This window comes from Lentisphaera araneosa HTCC2155, assembly GCF_000170755.1.
Lineage (GTDB): Bacteria > Verrucomicrobiota > Lentisphaeria > Lentisphaerales > Lentisphaeraceae > Lentisphaera > Lentisphaera araneosa.
Map to the genome: position 1 here is coordinate 58,237 of NZ_ABCK01000023.1, position 21,124 is coordinate 79,360.

Annotated in this window: 25 protein-coding genes and 5 tRNA genes; 23 read left to right on the top strand and 7 right to left on the bottom strand. The window is 42.7% G+C overall.

Features of this window, described 5'->3' with window-relative positions; all coding sequences use genetic code 11:
- Window positions 1-50 precede the first annotated feature (50 nt).
- From LNTAR_RS18985 to LNTAR_RS18995, 3 genes are all read right to left on the bottom strand, one after another.
- A complete protein-coding gene (locus LNTAR_RS18985; protein WP_007280378.1) occupies window positions 51-497 on the bottom strand; it encodes a Smr/MutS family protein in 447 nt (148 codons plus the stop codon).
- A gap of 106 nt (window positions 498-603) precedes the next feature.
- Entirely contained in the window at window positions 604-1,326 is a 723-nt protein-coding gene (locus LNTAR_RS18990) for a hypothetical protein (RefSeq protein WP_007280379.1), read from the bottom strand.
- A 12-nt stretch (window positions 1,327-1,338) separates the two neighbouring features.
- Entirely contained in the window at window positions 1,339-2,064 is a 726-nt protein-coding gene (locus LNTAR_RS18995; protein ID WP_007280380.1) for a hypothetical protein, read from the bottom strand.
- Window positions 2,065-2,206: 142 nt separating this feature from the next.
- Between LNTAR_RS18995 and LNTAR_RS19000 the strand changes: the two genes are divergently transcribed.
- Window positions 2,207-4,489: a 3'-5' exonuclease gene (locus LNTAR_RS19000; protein ID WP_007280381.1), complete on the top strand. Its 2,283-nt coding sequence runs from the start codon at window positions 2,207-2,209 to the stop codon at window positions 4,487-4,489.
- Between the two features lie 72 nt (window positions 4,490-4,561).
- Complete coding sequence (gene trxB, locus LNTAR_RS19005) at window positions 4,562-5,509, top strand: thioredoxin-disulfide reductase (protein ID WP_007280382.1); 948 nt, start codon at window positions 4,562-4,564, stop codon at window positions 5,507-5,509.
- A gap of 54 nt (window positions 5,510-5,563) precedes the next feature.
- Here trxB and LNTAR_RS19010 read toward each other — a convergent pair whose 3' ends face one another.
- Genes LNTAR_RS19010 through LNTAR_RS19020 form a run of 3 tightly spaced genes read right to left on the bottom strand, consistent with a single transcriptional unit; the run spans window position 5,564 to window position 7,685 of the window.
- Complete coding sequence (locus LNTAR_RS19010) at window positions 5,564-5,941, bottom strand: DUF454 family protein (RefSeq protein ID WP_007280383.1); 378 nt, start codon at window positions 5,939-5,941, stop codon at window positions 5,564-5,566.
- Entirely contained in the window at window positions 5,941-6,759 is an 819-nt protein-coding gene (rsmA, locus tag LNTAR_RS19015; protein ID WP_007280384.1) for a 16S rRNA (adenine(1518)-N(6)/adenine(1519)-N(6))-dimethyltransferase RsmA, read from the bottom strand. Before rsmA ends, LNTAR_RS19010 begins: the two co-directional genes overlap by 1 nt.
- The gene (locus tag LNTAR_RS19020) at window positions 6,759-7,685 is read right to left on the bottom strand and encodes a peptidylprolyl isomerase (RefSeq protein ID WP_007280385.1); all 927 of its coding nucleotides are present in this window, start codon (window positions 7,683-7,685) and stop codon (window positions 6,759-6,761) included. The genes rsmA and LNTAR_RS19020 overlap by 1 nt, the downstream gene beginning before the upstream one ends.
- A gap of 103 nt (window positions 7,686-7,788) precedes the next feature.
- Between LNTAR_RS19020 and LNTAR_RS19025 the strand changes: the two genes are divergently transcribed.
- The 21 genes from LNTAR_RS19025 (at window position 7,789) to LNTAR_RS19125 (ending at window position 16,221) form a co-directional block, all read left to right on the top strand.
- On the top strand, window positions 7,789-8,517 hold the full coding sequence (locus LNTAR_RS19025) for a hypothetical protein (RefSeq protein ID WP_157473722.1): 729 nt from the start codon (window positions 7,789-7,791) through the stop codon (window positions 8,515-8,517).
- 24 nt (window positions 8,518-8,541) lie between these two features.
- Complete coding sequence (rplV, locus tag LNTAR_RS19030; protein WP_007280387.1) at window positions 8,542-8,874, top strand: 50S ribosomal protein L22; 333 nt, start codon at window positions 8,542-8,544, stop codon at window positions 8,872-8,874.
- Window positions 8,875-8,886: 12 nt separating this feature from the next.
- Window positions 8,887-9,585 carry a 30S ribosomal protein S3 gene (gene rpsC, locus LNTAR_RS19035; protein WP_007280388.1) on the top strand — a complete coding sequence of 233 codons (699 nt, stop codon included), beginning with the start codon at window positions 8,887-8,889 and terminating at the stop codon, window positions 9,583-9,585.
- A complete protein-coding gene (gene rplP / locus LNTAR_RS19040; RefSeq protein ID WP_007280389.1) occupies window positions 9,524-9,943 on the top strand; it encodes a 50S ribosomal protein L16 in 420 nt (139 codons plus the stop codon). The genes rpsC and rplP overlap by 62 nt, the downstream gene beginning before the upstream one ends.
- Window positions 9,943-10,131 (top strand): 50S ribosomal protein L29, encoded by a 189-nt coding sequence (gene rpmC, locus LNTAR_RS19045; RefSeq protein WP_007280390.1) that lies wholly within the window; start codon window positions 9,943-9,945, stop codon window positions 10,129-10,131. The genes rplP and rpmC overlap by 1 nt, the downstream gene beginning before the upstream one ends.
- An 11-nt stretch (window positions 10,132-10,142) precedes the next feature.
- Window positions 10,143-10,415, top strand: coding sequence for a 30S ribosomal protein S17 (gene rpsQ / locus LNTAR_RS19050; protein WP_007280391.1), 273 nt, complete (start codon window positions 10,143-10,145; stop codon window positions 10,413-10,415).
- A 12-nt stretch (window positions 10,416-10,427) separates the two neighbouring features.
- Complete coding sequence (gene rplN / locus LNTAR_RS19055; RefSeq protein WP_007280392.1) at window positions 10,428-10,793, top strand: 50S ribosomal protein L14; 366 nt, start codon at window positions 10,428-10,430, stop codon at window positions 10,791-10,793.
- Window positions 10,793-11,065 carry a 50S ribosomal protein L24 gene (rplX, locus tag LNTAR_RS19060; protein ID WP_007280393.1) on the top strand — a complete coding sequence of 91 codons (273 nt, stop codon included), beginning with the start codon at window positions 10,793-10,795 and terminating at the stop codon, window positions 11,063-11,065. Before rplN ends, rplX begins: the two co-directional genes overlap by 1 nt.
- Before the next feature lie 11 nt (window positions 11,066-11,076).
- Window positions 11,077-11,613, top strand: a complete 537-nt coding sequence (gene rplE / locus LNTAR_RS19065) for a 50S ribosomal protein L5 (RefSeq protein ID WP_007280394.1) — start codon at window positions 11,077-11,079, stop codon at window positions 11,611-11,613.
- An 11-nt stretch (window positions 11,614-11,624) separates the two neighbouring features.
- Entirely contained in the window at window positions 11,625-11,894 is a 270-nt protein-coding gene (rpsN, locus tag LNTAR_RS19070; protein ID WP_007280395.1) for a 30S ribosomal protein S14, read from the top strand.
- A gap of 19 nt (window positions 11,895-11,913) precedes the next feature.
- Window positions 11,914-12,306 carry a 30S ribosomal protein S8 gene (rpsH, locus tag LNTAR_RS19075; protein WP_007280396.1) on the top strand — a complete coding sequence of 131 codons (393 nt, stop codon included), beginning with the start codon at window positions 11,914-11,916 and terminating at the stop codon, window positions 12,304-12,306.
- Window positions 12,307-12,324: 18 nt separating this feature from the next.
- Window positions 12,325-12,870, top strand: a complete 546-nt coding sequence (rplF, locus tag LNTAR_RS19080; RefSeq protein WP_007280397.1) for a 50S ribosomal protein L6 — start codon at window positions 12,325-12,327, stop codon at window positions 12,868-12,870.
- Between the two features lie 21 nt (window positions 12,871-12,891).
- On the top strand, window positions 12,892-13,257 hold the full coding sequence (gene rplR, locus LNTAR_RS19085) for a 50S ribosomal protein L18 (RefSeq protein ID WP_007280398.1): 366 nt from the start codon (window positions 12,892-12,894) through the stop codon (window positions 13,255-13,257).
- Window positions 13,258-13,266: 9 nt separating this feature from the next.
- On the top strand, window positions 13,267-13,782 hold the full coding sequence (gene rpsE, locus LNTAR_RS19090) for a 30S ribosomal protein S5 (RefSeq protein WP_007280399.1): 516 nt from the start codon (window positions 13,267-13,269) through the stop codon (window positions 13,780-13,782).
- Window positions 13,782-14,228 carry a 50S ribosomal protein L15 gene (rplO, locus tag LNTAR_RS19095; RefSeq protein ID WP_007280400.1) on the top strand — a complete coding sequence of 149 codons (447 nt, stop codon included), beginning with the start codon at window positions 13,782-13,784 and terminating at the stop codon, window positions 14,226-14,228. Before rpsE ends, rplO begins: the two co-directional genes overlap by 1 nt.
- 16 nt (window positions 14,229-14,244) lie before the next feature.
- The gene (gene secY / locus LNTAR_RS19100) at window positions 14,245-15,606 is read left to right on the top strand and encodes a preprotein translocase subunit SecY (protein ID WP_007280401.1); all 1,362 of its coding nucleotides are present in this window, start codon (window positions 14,245-14,247) and stop codon (window positions 15,604-15,606) included.
- Between the two features lie 8 nt (window positions 15,607-15,614).
- A tRNA-Val gene (locus LNTAR_RS19105) sits at window positions 15,615-15,691 on the top strand.
- 56 nt (window positions 15,692-15,747) lie between these two features.
- Window positions 15,748-15,824: transfer RNA gene (locus tag LNTAR_RS19110), tRNA-Val, on the top strand.
- A 55-nt stretch (window positions 15,825-15,879) separates the two neighbouring features.
- Window positions 15,880-15,956: transfer RNA gene (locus LNTAR_RS19115), tRNA-Val, on the top strand.
- Window positions 15,957-16,011: 55 nt separating this feature from the next.
- Window positions 16,012-16,088: transfer RNA gene (locus tag LNTAR_RS19120), tRNA-Val, on the top strand.
- Window positions 16,089-16,144: 56 nt separating this feature from the next.
- Window positions 16,145-16,221 (top strand) — tRNA-Val (locus LNTAR_RS19125).
- A 641-nt stretch (window positions 16,222-16,862) separates the two neighbouring features.
- On the opposite strand, the gene LNTAR_RS26100 is transcribed toward LNTAR_RS19125, so the two are convergent.
- Window positions 16,863-20,801: a PVC-type heme-binding CxxCH protein gene (locus LNTAR_RS26100; protein WP_007280403.1), complete on the bottom strand. Its 3,939-nt coding sequence runs from the start codon at window positions 20,799-20,801 to the stop codon at window positions 16,863-16,865.
- Between the last annotated feature and the right edge of the window lie 323 nt (window positions 20,802-21,124).

Genomic DNA, 21,124 nt, shown 5'->3' on the forward strand with positions numbered 1-21,124 from the left:
GGAAAAAGCAGCTAGTTTTTTGAGCTTTGGACTTAGGCCTTGGCTTTAAGTTAAAGTTTAGTCCAAGTTTTGTGGATACCTTTGCTTCCTGCTTTAATCATTTTGTGTTTCTCTAGGTTTTTCAGAGTGCGAATAATATTGGAATCGCCATGCTTACGGAATTTGCTAAGGATTTTTCCTTGGACTTTGCTGACTTCGCAAAATCCGAGAATTTCTTGAGCAAGTAAATCGGTAAATGGAGCCATTTTTTGATTGGGATAAATAATTGTGTACCCTGGGTTGCCATCAATATCTTCCCCGTAGGAGTATTTGAGTTTGTCAGAATTATCTTGGAGGATTTGACGGACCCTACGCATGATTTTCCCACCTTCACCAGAGCTACCATAGCCGTGGACGAGCCTGAAAGCTTCACGCGTCTTTTGGTAGTTTTCATATTCGTTCAAAAAGCATTTAATCGCTTCGTCAGCTTTTAATTCATGGAGGTCAAGAGTCTGCATTGAGGGGTGGCTTTGGTATTGTTTATGAGTTACACAGGCTATTACACAAATAAAAAACGTCAATTGAACTTAATCAATTGACGTTTGGGTTATTGCTGTAGAATTATTATTCAGCTATGGGTTGATTCGCCTTGTCTAAAAGATCTAAAGTTTTGCCTTTGAGGTCTTCACGATAGGCTTCGTCACTGGCAAGGACCCACGCATAAGCAAGTACTTTTTTCTGGGTGTACTCCTCTTGAGTGAGGTCTTTTTTGTATTGTAATTTTGCTAACATACTATCAAGAGCATCGATTTTTAGGTGAGTGTCGATGAGGTCATCGAGTTGAAGTTTAATACCTTCACTGAGATCGTGTGCAAGTCTATCGAGATTATCTTTATCTTTAACAAGCGATTTATTGCTGTCGAGTTCTTTTCTGACATCGCGAAACATTTGTGCAACTTCTGTGCTGATGATATCATTGACACTATTAGTGGCGATGGCGAAGTTTTTGTCCGCTAAAGAAATAATTTCCTTTTTGAGATGAGGGATTTCTTTGTCAAGTTGATCGAATGCATTAGACATCTCACGATTAGCTAAGTCTTCGACACCTGTGATAATGTCGTCATTGCTAGGTATTTTTTGTTCAATAATATCCATCGCCATGGTTGAAATCACTTCTGGTTGTGTAATAGCTTGAAGTTTTGATGGGACATAGAAAGCATAGATGCCGACAATGATAATTAAAATTGAGTAAACAATTTTAGTTATATTTTGAGACTTCTCTGCGGAGTTTTCGAGAGCTTCTACTTTAGAAGCAATGACTTCGAGTTGTTTTTGAATTTCGCTCATGATTAATTTCTCCTATTGCACTGCTGGTTCAACAGCATCTTCTGGGACGATTTGATATTTTAAGAGGTCGAGCAAGGCAGCGACAAGCTTTCTTTCGGCAAGATCCGGATCAATTTTCTCAATATTGACAACGTCCACGCTTATGGAAGTGAGTCGATCGGCAATCGCGTCAAATTCGGGCTCGAGCTTTATAATACTGTCCGCGGAGCTCGCCATGACATTTTCTGTAATCTTGATAGCAATTGTTTCAATATTTTCTTCGAGTTCTTTGATTTCAGCTTCTGAATAAGTTTCGCCGATATTATCAAAAGCTACATTTAGGGCATTTTCTAGTAGTTTGTAAATTCTCTCCTCAGTCACCTTACGTAAGTCAGTTTCTAGAGATTTAATGTGTCCCTCAAGTTTTTCTGAGTTTTTTGCATATTCTTTTTTAACACTTTCACTCAAACTCGGTAAAAGTTCTTTTTGAGCTTTAGCTTTCAAGCCAGTGAGCCTTTGCTTAAGGAGCTCTTCGGCATCCTTTTGGAGAGTTTCTACAATGGCTTCTTGATTGTTTTTAAGTTCATTGGCGATGTTGTTGAGTCGCATAAACAGAAGGCCAATTAGAGCGAGAATTACAATGAGAGCAATGTTTCTAAAGCCCGTTTGGCTCTTCTTAATTTGCTCAATTTTATCAATTCGATTTTGGATATTTTTTATAATTTCCAAATCTTTACTATCATCTTGCTTGTCACTCATTATTGACTCTCCTTAATCAGATGTGTTAGTGGGTGTGGATTAAGTAAAAAACAAATTATTCAGCTTGTCAAGGTTTGCGTTGTAAGATATGGGGAATGCGTCCATATTGGTGAGATTTTAATTTACAATTTGGGGTAATGAATTGAGTTACGCTGCAAGTGCTTTTTTATTAACTGGTGAAACGATCGATGTCACAGCTGGTCGCATGGGTTTTCGTTATTTTGGGCGATCTCCAGAGTTAGGGCCAATCGAGATACTTATTACAGATATTCCTGGGATAGTTTTTTCTGGCGACTTAGAATCTTCGGATGGTTTGCCAGATTATGATCAAAAATCTTCACCACTTAAAAAGGTCAATGGTGAGAATTTAAATGCTTACACATTTAAAACGCGAAATGCTCAGCATGCTTTGATGAATGCCTTTAAGGAGAAGGGCCAAGAAGCTTTTGAGACAGACATTAAACATCACGAACGTTTTTTGATGGAGCTTGGGATTCGTGGGGGCATTTGGCTTGAGGGCGATGCAAAAGTTAAAGATGGCCGCGCTGTATTTAAAAATCCACGTATAAAACCATATGAAGTTAAGACTGATTTTCGTATTGCTTCAATCGATATCGAGAATGGCGTCAACATAGATAGCCTCTTTTCCATAGCAATACATATGAAAGGCTGTGGCCCTGAGCGTAAAAAAGTTCTTATGCTCGACGACCATAGTCACGAGATGAATGACTTTACTACTTGCTTCAATACAGAGACAGATCTACTCAATGCCTTCATGGATTATATAGCGGCAGAAGATCCAGATATTATCATTGGATGGAATGTCATTGGTTATGACTTGGCACAATTACAAAAGTACTGCGAACGCAATTACTTAGACTTCAAACTTGATCGACTGGGAAAAGAACCCGATATTTTCTCTCCTATGATGGGAGTGAGTTTTGCCTTTATGTCAGGGCGCGTCGTGATTGAAGGCATGTCAGCGATTCGAGATATGGGCTACACCTTTAAAAATAATCGTTTGGAAACTGTGGCAGTTGAACTTCTTGGGGAAGGTAAACTGATTCATGATGAAGATGATAAACTAGCAGAAATTGAACGTCAGTTTCTCGAAGAAAAAGAAAATTTAGCGAAATATAACTTACAGGATGTTGAGTTAGTCACACGCCTTTTTGAAAAAATCGGTGTTGTGGAGTTCATGGCAACACGTACGTGCTTGTCGGGTGTGATGTTTAGTCAATTAGAGATTAATAATGCCATACTCGAAAATCTATGGATACCTGAAATCCACAAGGGCGGCTTTGTTGCCTTGGGTGATGGCGAAAAGAAAACCTCGCGCAATGACGCCTATCGCTACCTAGCTTCTGAGGCAGGTGTCCACGACAATGTGGTGCAATTGCGAATCCCGCAAATCACAGCATGGCTTGCGAGCTTATTTGATATTGATCCTTATTCCTTGGCTCAAGCTGAGAATGGTGAAGAGTTGCCTTGGGGGGCTAAACGTTTAAAAGACCAAGCCTTTATTGCCAAGGAGCTAAAAAAGCTTTTGACTTACCGCAGTCAGTTTAAAGACTGTGATTGGCAGTGCCGTGCAGTGAACCACACATTAAAGCAATGTATGGAAGAAAGTTTAAAATCAGCAAATCGTTTTTTTACTCCCACCTATAAAGGGGCGATCATGCAAGCCTGTGCTTGGTTGACTGAAGAGATCAATCAAGGCCTTCTTGCGGTCTCCGCAAAACTTGTGGCATCAAATGATACAAGCCTTTATGTGAGTGTAGAGGAGTACAGTGAGCTTGATGTTGAGACTCATTTGAATCAGTGTATCCAGAATGCCTGCTCAGATTTGGGTTTAGAAGCAGTAGTTCCACTTTGCGAAAAGATAGCGATCTTTGAGAAGATTCTCTTTATTAAACGCAATAATGATAACTTTCTTCGCTACGCTTATTTATGTGAAGAAGGTGAAGTGAAAATCACTGGTTTGTATAACACTGGACCTCGTTGGACTCAGCTTGCCCATTATTTCCAAGAAGAGTTGATGAAGCAGATCCTGACTGGGAAAGATTGGCAAGTTTGGATAAGAGAATTTACTGAAAGCGTGCGCGATGGTGCTCATCGTGATAAAATATCTTATTTCAGAAAAGTTAAACAGTCAGATTTACTAGAGAAAAAGGATCAGGCACAAGTTGTGGCTTTGCTAAAATACCTTGATTATTATAAACCTACGGCACCAGTCAATGTTATTTCATACATTATGACTTTGGATGATGGTCCTGTACCAAGTGTATTGAATCCTAGGACCCCTGATATAGAGCATTATATAGAGTCTCAACTTGCGAGGGTCGCAAATCCTTATTTAGCCTTAGTGGGAAAAACTTTTGAAGAGTTATTTCATGCGGAGCAATTAAGTCTTTTCGAATTTTAGTTAGAAAGAGTTGTTTTTATCTAAGGTTCACACAAATTAAAAAAGTTAATTCTAAATTAGAAAGGAAATACAATGAAAAAAGTGATTATCGTAGGCTCAGGCCCTGCGGGACACACAGCTGCTATTTATGCAGCTAGAGCAGAAATGAAGCCTCTCATGTTAGAAGGTTTTATGGCAGGCGGCGTTGCAGCTGGCGGTCAGTTGACAACTACGACTGAAGTAGAGAACTTTCCTGGCTTCCCAGAGGGCATTGATGGTCCTACTCTGATGATGAATATGCGTGAGCAATCAGCTCGTTATGGTACAGATATTATAACTGAAACTGTTGATAAAATTGATTTTAGTTCTCGTCCATTTAAACTCGTGGCCAATGGGGTTGATTACGAAGCAGCATCTTTAATTATAGCAACTGGTGCTACGGCGAAGAGATTGAATTTGCCTGGTGAAGATACTTACTGGCAAAATGGTATTTCTGCATGCGCAGTATGCGATGGTGCCCTTCCCATTTTCCGTAACAAACCAATGGTAGTAATTGGTGGTGGCGATTCAGCTTGTGAAGAAGCCATGTTCCTTACAAAGTTTGCTTCAAAAGTGTACTTGGTTGTTCGTCGTAACGAAATGCGTGCTTCAAAAGTGATGCAAGAGCGTACGAAAGCCAACGAGAAGATTGAGATCCTTTGGGAGACGTCTCCAGTGGAAGCTTTAGGTGACGACAAAGTTCTCACACACGTAAAAGTGAAAAGCAATGTTGATGGAACTGAAAGAGATGTTGAGGCTAATGGCCTTTTCTATGCGATTGGTCACAAGCCAAATACAGATTTCTTAAATGGGCAACTTGATCTAGATGATGCAGGTTACATCTTAACGGCACCAGGTACAGCTAAAACTTCTATTGAAGGTGTTTTTGCTTGTGGTGACGTACAGGATCACGAGTGGCGTCAAGCTATAACCGCTGCAGGTAGTGGTTGTATGGCAGCTCTCTCTGCTGAAAGATTTTTGGGTGAGCTCGGTGAAATCTAAAAGTTTTTAATAGACTTTAAAAAAGCGGCGAATTTATCGTCGCTTTTTTTGTGCCTAAAATTTAGTGAAGAAAACGAAGTAGAGGCCAATGTTCATAAAAATGAGTAGAGCAATGATATGTAAAGTGAAGTCGGGGAAGAAGTAGAGACCTATGAGTGAGGAGCTATTGCTTAGGGCATAGGTGAAAATAATGAGTTTCTTTGAGAAGGCTTGACCATTTTCGTATTTGTCTAACAAATGAGCTAGTCGTGGAGATTTAGAAACATAGCCTCTGAATTTAGGGGAGCACTTAGTAAAGCATGCGATGGAGATGACAAAAAAAACAGTTCCAGGTATAACGGGGAGTAGGAATCCTGCTATAGCCATCAGTAAATTGAGCCAGCCGACAATATAGAGTAGGATGAGTTTAGCTGGTTTGGGCTGAGGTGACATTAAGCCAGGAGTGTTTCCGCGAGCTGAATATATTGTTCAATAGTAATTTGTTCAGCACGAGCTTTGCGATCGAGACCGACGGTTTCGTAGGCTTCTTCGAGTTTTGGGCCCGCAGTTCCTTTCATGAGTTTGAAAGCAACTTTGCGGCGCTGGCTAAAAGCAGCTCGAACAATGGAATTAAGTTTTTTGAGTACTTTTGGACTCGGCGGGTTTTCTTTGAGTTTTAAAGTCACAAAAGCTGATTGAACTTTGGGTGGAGGAAAGAAGACCTCTGGGGGGACAATGCGCAAAATATTGACATCATAGAGGGCTTGGACTCTAACAGTGAGGGATCCATAGTTTTTTGTTGAATTATCGGCCGCTAAACGCTCAGCCATTTCTCGCTGAAGCAGAAAGTACATTTCTAAAGGCGGGCTCTCGAGCTCCGACATAATGGCAATGAAAATACTCGAGATCGCATAAGGCAAGTTGGCTAAGCATCTGAACTCTCGAGGCAGGTCGAGTATTTCTTTGTAGTCAACTTTGCAGGCGTCGCCTTTGTGGAGCGTAAATTTTTCGTGTTCGAGGTTCTCGCTTAGATAACGTTGGATGGCAAAGTCGAACTCGACAGCATGAACAATTCCGCCTAATTTTAGCATTTCGCGAGTAAGGACACCTGCACCGGGTCCTACCTCGAGGATGGTTTCTCCTGCTTGAATATCCATGGATCGACACATGGCATCGAGAAGGTTGTTATCTATAAGAAAGTTTTGGCCGCGGCTCTTGGCTGGGGCTATGCCGTATTTTTCAAGTGTGCTGAGAAGCTCGGCTTTTTTCATTACTCGACGTATTTCTCAATCTTAGCGCCTCTTTTGAGGTCGCCGATGAATTCTTCGCGATACTGCTTTTCTTGGTCAGAACTTAGTTTGCTTTTGATTTGGTCAGAGATGTCTTCGAGTGGGGGGACTGCCGATTTGCGAACTTCGCTCAATTGAACAAAAAGCATTTGGGTAGTTTCTTCAATGGTAATGTACTCACCAGCTTTCTTGTCTTTTAGTGCTTCGAGGAAATCGGGACGAATGTCAGTCATTTTAAGAAAGCCTAAGTCACCATTAAATTGTGAATCGGATTGAGGCATAAGCTCGTCGAAACTTTTTCCGTCCTTGAGTTCTTGTTTGAGTTTTGTGACTCGTTCATCGTATTTGCTTTTGTCTTTTGAGAGGATGATGAGCTTGATGTGCATTTGAGAGGGTGTGGCAAACTCAGCTTTGTTCTCTGCAAAATATAGTGCGATATCATGAGGGGTCACAACGATTTTCTTACGAATGAATTCCATGCGCATGAGTTCGAGGATAATGCCGCGCTCAATTTCTTCGCGGTATTCTTCAACAGTCATGTCCTTTTGGTGAAGCATATCGTAGAACTTATCACGATCAGAGCCGAAACGACGGGCAATTGACTTTTCAATTCTTTCTTCAAGAAGAGAGGATGGCACTTGGTAAGCGTCGTTACTATTGAAGTGATCAAGGATGAGTTGTTCTTCAATAAGTATGTCGAGTGCTCGACGTCGAAGGTCGACGATACGAGAGGGGAGCTCAGGGCCATTAAATATTTGTCTAAGGCGCATTTCCTCGCGATAAGAGAGCTCTTGGATATCGTAGCTCGTGATGATGTGGCCATTTACTTTGGCCATGATGCTGACTTTGTAGACTCGGCCAGCAAAAGAGCTAAGGCAGAGGAGGGTGATTAATGCAAAATATTTCATGGTCTCAATAATTATAATGTGTGATGTTCGAAGCTGTTAAAAATTAATTAGGGTGCTAAACTAGCCGACTCAAAAATAAATGAAATTTAGAATTACTTTTTTTATGGAAAAAAAACTACAAAGCAACTGGAAAAAAATAGGATTGCTCGTTATTTTGGGGGCTCTATCTCTGGAACCGTGGTTTTTGGGCGTTTTAAACGGTAAAAATGACGACTTCGATACAGAACTAGAATTAGCGGATCTGAAGATTCGCAACTTCGAGTTAAGGAAAGAGGTAGAAGAATTGAAATCAGTGAAGGCTGAATTGCAGACAAGCTTATTATATAAGGCAAAGCAATTCGCCGTAATTGAAGAAGATTTAGCGTTAATCTCAGCTGACGTAAAGCCAGAGGAAGTTAATGCAGTTTTGCTGAAGGAATTGAGCTTGTGTCGTAACGCGATACTCGCACTTGAACAGAAGCAGGATGAATTTAGAGAATATGGTCGTAAGGCATTAAGCTCTTTGAAAGCAGAAAAGATCCTGCTTGATGAGTACGACGACAAAGCAGCTCTCGTTGATCAGGAGCTAAAGATTGTGAAAAACACAGTCTTTGCCGCTAAGAAAGAAGGCGCTGCTTATGTTTTAGCTGTTAATGCTGATGACAATGTTCTCGCTATGAGTCAAGGTTATGCCCAAGGTGTAATTCAAGGTTCAGATTGGAATGTGACGGTTAACGATCGTAAGATCGCAACCATAAAAATAATAGAAGCTAGGCGCAATAGTAGTTTAGCTTTGATAACAGAGGGATCTGCAAAAGGAATTATTGCAGGTTCTAAAGTAAGTAAAAAATAACTTTTTGGAAAAAAAGAGATACAAATGGAAGCAACAGCAGTTACGAAATACGTGAGAATGTCACCTTTCAAAGCTCGTGAAGTTATGCGCCACGTAAATGGCAAAGCATACAACGACGCTATTGAACTAGTGACACTTGCGGACCAAAAGGCTGCGGGTATCATCAAGAAGACTCTTGAATCCGCAAAAGCCAACGCTGAGAATAAAGGCGCTGATATCAGCTCGCTTTATGTTAAGCTCGGTGTTATTGGCGAAGGCCCCACAATGAAGCGTTTTAAACCCAAAGCAAGAGGCTCGGCGGGTAGAATTAACAAACGTACAAGCCACGTAAAAATCATCCTCAGCGATGAGAAATAAAAGGAGTTTACAGTGGGTCAAAAAGTAAATCCAGTAGGATTCAGAATAGGTTATACGAAAGATTGGCGTTCGCGCTGGTTCGCTAGCAAGAAAGAATTTGCTGGTAAACTCGCAGAAGATATTGAAATTCGTAAGCTTATCAAAGGTAGATTTAAAGAGTTTGCTGTATCACGCATCAATATTGAGCGTTTTGCAAACCGTGTTCGCATTGCTATTCACACAGCCCGTCCAGGTCTAGTGATCGGTAGTAAAGGCGCACAAATTGAAGAAGTAAAATCAGAACTAGCCAAACTTGCTAAGGGTAAAGAAGTATTCCTCGACGTTGTCGAAGTACGTAATCCTGAAGTCGACGCTGTTTTGGTAGCCGAAAGCATTGCTCAGCAGTTAGAAAGACGTGTTTCTTACCGCCGTGCTATGAAGAAATCAATCCAGGTCGCTATGGACATGGGTGCTGACGGTATCAAAGTGAAATGCGGTGGCCGTCTTAGTGGTGCTGATATTGCCCGTAACGAAGTGTATAGCGAAGGTCGTGTACCTTTACAAACAATCAGTGCAAATATTGATTATGGCTTTGCTGAAGCGAATACGACTTACGGTATTATTGGTGTAAAAGTTTGGATATGTAAACCTAAAAATTTGGAGCAAAATTATGGCACTAATGCCAAAAAGGGTAAAGTACAGAAAGGTTCAAAGAGGCAGCCTCGCAGGTAATGCGGGTAACTGTAACAAACTCGACTTCGGTGAGTTTGGCCTACAAGTACTAGATCGTGGCTGGATGACAGCCCGTCAAATTGAAGCGTGTCGTGTGACTATGACAAGACACACAAAAAGAAGAGCGAAGGTTTGGATCAGAGTTTTCCCTGATAAACCGATCTCTAAGAAGCCACTCGAAGTACGTATGGGTAAAGGTAAGCCAGGACCAGATCACTGGGTAGCTTGCGTTCGTCCAGGTCGTATACTTTTCGAAATGAGTGGTGTAACTCGTAACACAGCTAAAGAAGCTATGGCACTTGCGGCAAATAAACTTGGAATGCGTACTCGCTTCCTTGCTAAAGAGGATCAAATCTAATGAAAGCTGCAGAAGTAAAAAAATTGACTGACGCGGAGCTACTCGAAAAGCTTGGTGAACTCGACAAGGAGCTTCTGAATCTCAGACTCCAGGCAAAAACAGGTCAAATCGAGAATACAGCACGTATTCGCGAGGCGCGTAAAACTGTTGCCAGAATTAAAACCGAGCAAACAGCCCGCTCTAAATAAGGATTATATCCATGAGTGAAAATACAAATCAAGAACGTGGCAACCGCAAGCAGCGTGTTGGCATTGTTACAAGCGACAAAATGGATAAAACCATCGTTGTAACAGTTAACCGCAAAGCGCGTCACGCTAAATTTAAGAAAGTTATTAACATCAGTAAAAAATACTACGCTCACGACGAGAAGAATGAAGCCAAAATTGGCGATCAGGTTGTCATCGCTGAGACAAGACCTACCAGTAAGAAGAAGTGCTGGAGACTTATGAGTATTCAATCTACTGCTGAATAGGAGAGTTAGAAAATGATCCAGATGCAGACAAGCCTAGAAGTGGCAGACAACACAGGCGCTAAGCGTATTGTTGCTATCACTGTCCTTGGCCAGCGCAGAAAATATGCTGGTGTTGGTGACATTATTACTGCTACAGTAAAAGAAGCCAGCCCTAACGGCGTTGTTAAGAAAGGTGACGTAATTAAAGCTGTTGTTGTTCGTACAAGAAAAAGAATCCGTCGTCCAGATGGTTCTTACCTCAACTTCGACAAGAACGCAGCTGTAGTTATTAACGCGAACAATGAGCCCCGTGGTACTCGTATCTTCGGCCCAGTTGCTCGTGAACTCAGAGAAAAGAAATTTATGAAAATTGTTTCTTTAGCACCGGAGGTTCTCTAATGAATGATTTCCCAGTAAAAATGGGTGAAGAAGTCGTTATCATTGCAGGTAAAGACAGGTCACGTGCTGACAAAGTCAAAGCTGGCAAGATCACTTCAATCAACCGCAAAACGCAAACTGTTACTGTTGAAGGTCTCAACATCAGTAAAAAAGCTGTACGTCCAAGTGAAGCAAATCCAGAAGGCGGAATTGTTGAATTTGAAGCTCCGATTCACGTTTCTAACGTGATGACGAAAGCTAAATACGACGCTCGTTCAGCTAAGAAAGCATAGTAGGTATTCAGATGACTTCAATGAAAGAAAAATATAAGAAAGAAGTTGTAGCCGAATTAGTTAAGAAATTCGAGTATGGTAACGTGAACATGGTACCAAAAGTCGAAAAAGTAATTCTTAACTGCGGTATCGGCACTAAGCAAGAACGTGAAGTTCTTGGTGAAGCTGTAAAACTTCTTACGACCATCACTGGTCAAAAAGCTGTAGAAACAAAAGCTAAGAAATCTATTGCGAATTTTAAACTTCGCGAAGGCCAATCAATCGGAACTAAAGTTACCCTCCGTGGTGAAATTATGTTCGATTTCCTTACTCGCTTAATTCACAATGCACTTCCACGTGTACGTGACTTCCGCGGTGTAAAGCCTAATGGTTTTGATGGTTCTGGTAACTACACAATGGGTATCAATGATCAGTCAATCTTTACTGAAATTGACCTAGACAAAATCAAACACGCAATTGGTATGAACATTACAATTGTAACAACTGCAAAGTCAGACGAAGAAGGTCGTGAGTTACTCGCACTTCTTGGTATGCCTTTCGCTAAGTAAGGAGTTGAACCATGGCTAAGAAATCTTGGATTCAAAGAAATGAAAAGAAAGCAAAAGTAGTAGCTAAGTACGCTGAGCGTCGCGCAGCTTTGAAAGAAGCTGGTGACTATGAAGGTCTTAGTAAACTCCCCCGTAACGCGAGTCCATGTCGCGTTGTAAATCGCTGCTCAGTCACAGGCAGAAAGCGTGCATACTACCGCAAGTTCGGTGTTTCACGTCTTACTCTTCGTGAGCTCGCAAGTCAGGGTCTCGTTCCTGGCATGAGAAGAGCTAGCTGGTAATAAATTAGGATATTATAAAATGAACGATACAATCGCAGACTTTCTTACTCGTTTAAGAAACGCAGGTATGGCGAATCTCGCCGAACTGAACATGCCTTCATCAAAGGTTAATGCGTCTATCTCTTCCATCCTCAAAGAGGAAGGTTACATCGCTGACTATGACGTCGTAGAATTAGAAAATAACAAGAAGGACCTCAAGGTTCAACTTAAGTATCACAAAGGTCAGCCACTGATCCAGGGACTCAAAAGAGTTTCAAAAGGTAGCTGCCGTATTTTTGTTAAAGCTGACGAGATTCCACGTGTACGTGGTGGTCTTGGTATTGCTGTTATTTCGACTTCCAAAGGTATGATGACTGGTCAGAAAGCTAAAAGTGAAAACATTGGCGGCGAAGTAGTTGCCCTTGTTTGGTAATTTTTAAGGAGATTCATCATGTCAAGAATTGGTAATAAAGCAATTAGCATCACTGCAGGCGTTGAAGTGAAAATTTCTGGTAAAGAAGTTTCTGTCAAAGGCCCTAAAGGTGAACTAAAACACACACTTACTCCTCGCGTAGAAGCCAGCGTTGACGCTGACTCAAACGAAGTTGTAGTAACTCGCCAGGACGATAGCCGTTTTTCAAAAGCTGAGCATGGTCTTAACCGCAGTCTTATCAGTAACATGATTGTTGGTGTAAGCACTGGTTGGAAAAAAGAGCTAGAGATCCGTGGTACTGGTTTCAGAGGAGCTGTTCAAGGTAACAAGCTCAACTTAAACTTAGGTTACTCACACCCCATTAACTACGAAATCCCTGATGGTATCAAGGTAACTATGCCTGAGCCTACAAAGATTATCGTTGAAGGAAGTGATAAACAACTCGTTGGTCAAGTATCCGCTAACATTCGTTTCTACAGAAAACCTGATGCCTATAAAGGTAAAGGTGTTCGTTACACGGATGAGCATATCGCACTTAAAGAAGGTAAGAGCGCTGGTAAATAACAGCTGCGCCCGGAGATAATTATGAGTACTAAAACTACAAAACAACAAAGAAAGCGCAGACACTGGCACATTCGTAGCAAAGTCACTGGAACAGCTGACAAACCACGTATGGCTGTATCACGCTCTCTTAATCACATATCTGTTCAGTTTATCGATGATGTAGCTGGTAAAACACTTGCTTCTGCATCAACTAAAGATAAAGCTTTCGAAGGAAACAATACACAAGCAGGCAACAAGGAAGGCGCTGCACTAGTAGGCAAAATTGCTGCTGAAAATGCTAAAACTGCTGGAATCAGCAAAGTCGTTTTTGACCGTGCAGGTTTCCGTTTCCATGGTCGCGTAAAAGAGTTAGCTGACGCCGCGCGTGAAGCTGGCTTGGAATTCTAGGAGATAGAAATGAACGATAAGAAAAATAATCAAAAAGATAACTCTTCTGACGCTCCCGAGCTCGACGAAAGAGTAGTAACCATTAACCGCTGTTCTAAAGTGGTTAAAGGTGGTCGTAACTTCAGTTTCTCAGCTCTCGTAGTTGTAGGCGATCACAAGGGTAACGTTGGCGTTGGTCTTGGTAAAGCAAACGAAGTTGTAGATGCAATTAAAAAGGGTGTAAACCTTGCTAAAGCTCACATGGTAAATGTTCCTCTTCATAAGATGACACTTCCACATGAGTCTACTGCAAAACACTCTGGTGCAAAAGTTGTTATTCGCCCTGCTTCTGAGGGTACAGGTCTTATCGCTGGTGGCGGTATGCGTGCTGTACTTGAGCTTGCTGGTTACAGAGATGTACTTGCAAAATCACTCGGTTCAAACAACGCAATGAATGTTGTTCACGCAACTATGAAAGCTATTCAACAGCTTGAAAGTCGTGACGAGATCCTCACTAAGCGTGGCCTCAAGAAGGAGAACGCATAATGAAGCTCAACACATTCAACAAGCAGGCAACAGCTAAAGGCCGTAAGCGCATTTGTCGCGGTGACGGTTCTGGTACTGGTCGCACTGGTGGTCGTGGTGAGAAAGGTCAAAAATCACGCTCTGGTAGCACGATTCGTCCTTACTTTGAGGGTGGTCAGATTCCACTTTTCCGTCGTTTACCACATAACCGTGGTTTCAAAGCGCGTAATCACAAACAGTGGACAATTGTCAACCTTTCAAACCTTGAAGAACATTTCAATGCTGGCGACACAGTAGATGGCGAATCTCTCGTAGAGAAAAAGCTCATCGCTGCCGTAGTTGGTGCTGGTTTAAAAGTTCTCGCCAATGGTGAAATTTCTAAAGCTTTAACTGTTAAAGCTAATAAATTTTCAAAAACTGCTTCTGACAAGATTGCCGCTGCTGGCGGTACTGTAGAAGTCGTTTAGTCAATAGGATTCTGTAATGCTTTCAGCTTTTCAAAATATGTTAAAAGTACAAGATCTTCGTAAGAAGTTATTGTATACGGTTTGGGTCATCGTTTTAGTACGTGTACTTAAAAATGTACCTATCCCAGGAATTGATCTTAATGTACTCGCCGATTTAATGGACTACGTTAAAAATCAATCCGAGAGTGCCAACAAACTAGTTGGTATGGCCAACGTATTTTCAGGTGGAGCATTACAGAAGCTTGCCATTGGTGTACTAGGTATCATGCCGTATATTACGGCATCGATTATCATGCAGCTCATGACTCCTGTGTTCCCGAATTTGGAGAAACTCCAAAAAGACGGATCACATGGACGTCAGAAGCTCAACCAATACACGCGCTACATGACTATCGTCATCTGTGCGGTACAAAGTGCTATGATGGCTGTGGCCATGCATACGCCCTCAAAACTTTTAGGTGTTCCTGGTTTTGAGGATCTCGTCATCAACAAAGGTTCTGCTTTTGTGATTCAAACAACCATTATTGTTACAGCATCAGCTATCCTCATTATGTGGTTAGGTGAGCAAATTACTGATAAAGGTTTAGGTAATGGTGCTTCAATTATCATTACTATTAACGTTCTTTCTTCAATGCCTCAGGCATTCGCAGCTGTTTATTCAAAATACCAAGAAGGTGAGTGGAACCTCGTTCAAATTCTCGTCGTCGTTGGTATCCTCTTTATCGTAACAGCCGCAACCGTAGCTCTCGTTCAGGGTATGCGTAAGATCCCACTCAAATATGCTCGTGATGCTTCTAGCAGAAATGCGATGATCGAGAAAACATCCTACCTTCCACTCAAGGTTAACCACGCAGGTGTAATGCCGATTATCTTCGCATCAGCACTTATGATGTTCCCGCCAATGATTATCAACAAAATTGGTGGTGACTTTGCACGAACTGTGGCGCCTTACTTCGATTTTGGTAGTACTTCATACCTCATTATTCAGGGTGTTATGATCTTAGTTTTCACTTTCTTCTGGGTTGCTACACAGTTCAATCCTATTCAAATTGCCGACGATTTAAACCGTTCAGGTGCATTTGTTCCAGGTCACAGACCCGGTGAGCCAACTTCTACTTTTTTAAATGATACAATGACTAGAATTACAGTTGCAGGAGCAATTTTCCTTGTTATATTGGCGCTTCTTCCATACGTTCTCATGAACGCCATGGGGTCTGGTTCTACTGACTTTATCATTACACAGTTCTTTGGCGGAACAAGCCTGTTGATTATGGTTGGTGTAGTACTTCAAACCATGCAACAAATCGAAGTTCAGTTAGTTCAGAACAACTACGACGGTTTCATTACCGGCGGAAGATTGAGAAGCCGTAAAGGCTAATATTTTCCGGGCGATTAGCTCAGCTGGCTAGAGCGACTGGTTTACACCCAGTAGGTCGGGGGTTCAAGTCCCTCATCGCCCACCACATTTTTTCTTGCGGAAACCGCAAAGCCATTCAGGGAAACCTGAAACCGATTTTTCGGGCGATTAGCTCAGCTGGCTAGAGCGACTGGTTTACACCCAGTAGGTCGGGGGTTCAAGTCCCTCATCGCCCACCACATTTTTCTTGCGGAAACCGCAAAGCCATTCAGGGAAACCTGAAACCGATTTATCGGGCGATTAGCTCAGCTGGCTAGAGCGACTGGTTTACACCCAGTAGGTCGGGGGTTCAAGTCCCTCATCGCCCACCACATTTTTCTTGCGGAAACCGCAAAGCCATTCAGGGAAACCTGAAACCGATTTATCGGGCGATTAGCTCAGCTGGCTAGAGCGACTGGTTTACACCCAGTAGGTCGGGGGTTCAAGTCCCTCATCGCCCACCACATTTTTTCTTGCGAATATCGCAAAGCCATTCGGGGAAACCTGAAACCGATTTATCGGGCGATTAGCTCAGCTGGCTAGAGCGACTGGTTTACACCCAGTAGGTCGGGGGTTCAAGTCCCTCATCGCCCACCAAACTTTAATCACAAATCTTCGGATTTGTGATTTTTTTTGTTTATTATATAAAAAAAGTTTAAAAAACTTACAAAGTGACGACAGATTACTTCTTTTGACTTCGTATTCAGAGTAGATACACTTTCCGAGGAGTATGAAAAAGGCGAGACACCGTGAACTTGATTTGTTCGTCTTTTACAGGAATCATGAAGCCCATGTCGCAAGACATGGGCTTTTTTTTGAATCTTTAGGTGATTTTGTGAAAGATACTTATTTTATTTTTTTCATGATTATCCATAACGTTGGGCAAAGCCCCCAAGTTGCCTGAGCAAGGATTGGCAAATCCTTGCAGGGAGAGCTCGAGAGGGACAGCGTCCTTCTCGTATGCGAATCATCATGCGCCTTATTGTGGAGAATCGAGATTTCTTTTAGTAGCTGTCCTTCTTCGGAGGGGGAGAATACTATTAGCCCTAGGTGAATGCAATGAACCGGGGGAACTCTATAAATAAGAAGATCGTCCTCGAAGAGGGCGTACAGTTCTATATTATCAACCGTCTTGAACTTGGCCCTATTCAATTAGAATAAGGTGAAGAAGCTTTTTTTGTGGGCACAAAAAAGCTCACTTAAAAATAAGTGAGCTTTATAAACTTATTGGACGAAGTTTATTTTTTCAGTGTAGAAAGATATTCAGTGAGATCGGCAATTTCCTGCGCATTCAAGTTGAGGTTCTTCACTGAGGGCATGATGGATGTTTTCATCATCTCTTTCTTGGCGATGTCTTTTTTGGCCAGATTAGTGCGATTCCCAGCTAAATCTCGAATGACGAGAGGGTCAGAGTCAGAATCAATGAAGTATCCCTTGTATTCTTTGCCAGCTTTGGTGGTGATGTTCGCTGTTTCATATCCAAAGGAAATGGCACTGGATGGATTGATGAGTGAATCCAGTAAGTAGTCCTTACCAAATTTACCGCCAATATCAGTGAGGTTAGGACCCACATCCATACCGCGCTTGCCAACTTTGTGACAGCTGAAGCATATAGCTTTGCCGTGGAAGATAGCCTCGCCTTTCTTGGCGGTACCTTTGAGTTTTAGTAGCTCCTTGATTGAAGGTAGCTTACCATTGCTCTTTGTAAGGTGCTTGGAGAGATCGAGAGTCTTTTTCTTTTCTACTTTTGCTGTGAGCTTGGCAGTTAAATTATAATTTTTCCAAGTCGAACGGTTCTTATTATTAACCCACCAAGTAGCGAGCTCCTTTGTATCTGCAGGACCTTGGTTAGCAATCGCGAGCATGAGTTCGGCTGCTTGCTTGGTATCGACAAAGGCAATAGCAACGAGGTTTTCTTTGCGCTCCTCAAAGCTGAGTTCTTCTGCTAAGGCTCTTTTGCGGAAGTCGCTTAGGGCGGCAGGCTGATGCAGGCGCCAGGCAATTTTTGCAAAGGCGGGTGACCAGGAGAGAGCACTACCTGGAAGCAGGTTAGTATGAAGGTAATCATACATTTCTGTTTCTTTCTTGGCGCAAGCGGTACCAAGTGCTTCTAAGTACCAGCGATCTTTGCCGTCAAAGCCACGAGCAATTTCTAAAAGTATTTTGTGAGTCTTTTCAAAGCTATGATTGCGCATGGCAAGGGCAACTTCTCGACGAACGGCCATGGCGGGATCGCTTGCGAGTTCCGCAGAGATCTCCCAGAACTTATGGTTTTGTCTGCGTAGAGCACGGTAAGCTACAATGCGAGTTTGAGCATCGTCGTGCTTGAGTAAAGCTTCAACGGCATTTAAGCCAGAGCCACCAATTTGAGACAGGAGCCAAATAGCTCGAGCGCGGAAGTACTTGTTGTCTTCCTTAAGCATAGATTTCAGCGCAGGAATAGATTTGGATCCTTCTTCCTTGAGCTTGATAAAGCCCATGGAACGCACATTGATATTAGGGCTCTTAAGCGCGGCAATAGCGCCTTCGATTGTTGAGGTATCAATTTTCGGGTTAACGGGTTTGAAGCCCTTGGGAGCAATTCTATAGATTGTACCGCTACCTGAGGCATCGCGCATGGCGTGGCCGCCCACACCTGGGTCAAACCAGTCGGCAACGTAGATGGCGCCATCAGAGCCCACTGTCACATCTGAAGGGCGGAACCAGTTGCTGATGCCTCCCGTTTTAGAATTGAAGAAATTAAAACGCTTGAGCTCGAAACCGGCTCCTTCCGTTTTTGGGAAATAACCATATATGACACGCTTAACGGACTCAGCTGATAAAAGCATGCCTTCATATTTCTTGCCGAGAGCACCGTTTTCGTAGTAGGTAATTCCCGTTGGTGCGCCGCCACCGTAAACATCACCGGCAGGGATGGTGCCTGGATCTTCCTGGCGCCATTCAGCCACAGGAACGCTTTGGCCCGGGCGCTGATCTAATTTCCACTTACGAGTGCCATCAGCCGAAGAAAAGCCGGTGTTGCCGTATTCCATAAGCCAGGTTGTGCGGCAGGCAGGGGGATCGTCGTTATCATTTTGGAAAACATCACCAAAACTGGTCACTGTTTGTTCATAGCTATTACGGAAGTTATGACCGATGACAGTTAAGCCCGTGCCATCGGGTTTAACTCGTGCGGCAAAGCCACCCACATAGATATGGCCATCATCACTAACTTCGCCCTGTTTATTAGAGGTGTTATGTGGTGAACCACCCGTGTAGGAACTACCTGCGCGAACAGTAAAACCGTCTTTGTCTGTCACTTCACTAAAACCGGCATTACCCTGATTAAAGTAGTATTCGCCATCTGGACCAAAAGTCACTGAGTGTAAGCTATGGTCATGATCCAAGCCGCTGAAGCCGGTTAGCAGAATTTCTTTCTTATCAACTGCGGGGTTGAACTTGGCATCGCCATCGACGTCAATATACATAATCAATGAAGGTGGCTGAGCGACTATCACTCTGTTCCCAATAACTGAAATGCCGAGGGGGGCAACGAGTTCTTTATCCTGAACGAAAACGTGACTCTTATCCGCCTTGCCATCATTATTTGTGTCTTCAAGTACCATGATGCGGTCGCCCTCTGGATGCTTGACTGTGATGTTTGGTTTACGGAAATTTCGGTAGTTTACACCTTCTGCGACCCAGATACGACCTTTGTGATCAATATCCATATTAGTCGGATTATAGAACATGGGTGAGGTGGCCCAGACGGTGGCTTCCAGTTCTTCGTAAACGTCAAATTTATCTACGGGAATGGTAGTTTCTGTTACAGCAGGAGCAATTGATTTTGGATCGATGAAAGTAGGGGTGATACCAAAAGTTAAGCTTGCTTGGTTTTTTGAGCCGCTACAGGGTTTGCCTGTGGCCTTAAAAGTATCGTAGCCCGCAGGGATTTTGTATTCTATGGAACTGGCGGCATGCGTGCCAATGACGTTAGTGATTTTTTTGCCATTAATAAGATAATCCTTACCTTCAGCAGTTTTTCCTAATTGTGGAGCTTTCCAGCCGGCCTGAGCCTGAGTCCATTTGATTTTGCTGAGTGGGAGTTCTCCCTTGGGGCCAAGGAGGCGTGGATTAATCCAAATAGCGTGGTCAAAATTGATGTTGTCGCCACCGTCGCCATTAAAGAGGGCAAAGGTTTTGCGTCCTTTTAAATTGACTGAGATCTCTACGAATTGATCTTTTTTTAGGATTTTACTGTGATAGAGGAAAGAGGTTTTTTTTGAGCTAGTTTTGGCGACTTTCTTGGGGGCTTTTTTCTTTTTTACAGCACCACGATCGGCTTTGGTCATGTGATGGAGTTCGGCATCCGTGGGAGTGACTGACGGAACACCACCCTCGGGGACTTCGACTTTTGCCAGCCACACGATGGCGTTGAGAATGAGTTTGCGGTATTCATCATTTTGCCAGTTTTCGTGATTGTGACCACCGGTAAAACCAAAGCCACGACCGCCATCTTTGCGTTCCACGCACCAAAGTAAAGTTTCTTCACGACCTTCTGCCTCAACAATATGCTGATAGGGACCGCGGGGGTGAGAGCTCTTGCCCGAGCGCGCTATTTTATCTGGTACACCCTTTAGGATCTCTGTGTGGAAAGGCTCATCGGCCCAACGCATATTGAAGTACCATTCATCGTTGACTGAAAAGTTTTTTACGCTCTTGGAGATGGGGTGGGTTTTGTGGAGAATGGAATCACAAGTCCAGTGGGGATTAGTGGACCAACGCGTTTCGTAATGACCGCCAATCCATTTTTTGAAGTTCTCGCCTTGTTCGCCTTTGGGCACATCGCAAGCAAAGTGCATCATTGCCAAGCCTACGCCTTTGTCCATGAGTTTGCCAATAAAGGCTTGCTTATCTTTAATGGGGTGACGCCCTAGGCCGTCAGAGTAAATCACAATGGCATCGGCATCTTCAAACACTTTGTTATCAGAAGGCCACTTGTTTTGATCAATGAGGAGAGTCTCAATCTTATCGCCCATCGTTTTATCGAGTTTATTTTTAAGGATGGTACAACCCGCAAGGAATTCGTGGTCTCCGGGTCCGTGACTATCTTGTCCGGCAATGAGGATGACTTTGGCCTTGTCGGCAGCAAATGAACAAGCGGCCAGGCAAGTAAAGGCGATAAGTTTTTTTAGCATAGAGGCTCCTAATAATTTAATTAACTACTTAGTTAATACGCCTTAAGTATACAATCTTGCGTGCTACAATTTAAATAAATAAGAATCTTAGCTGATCATAAATAAGAAATATCTGGATTTTTCACTTGGTTTTGATGCTTAATGACTCATGGAAGCTTCTTTATCTTGTTTGATGTTCTTTCCTGGGCGCGCGGGCGGCTCGCCCGCATTATTCCCCGAGTTGATTTAAGTCCTCTTATAAATGTTAAGATCCAAAAGCTTTAATTCTTGATTTGTTAAGCCCATAAAGATTGCCTACTTCTAGTCCCTTTGCTTGCTGCGGG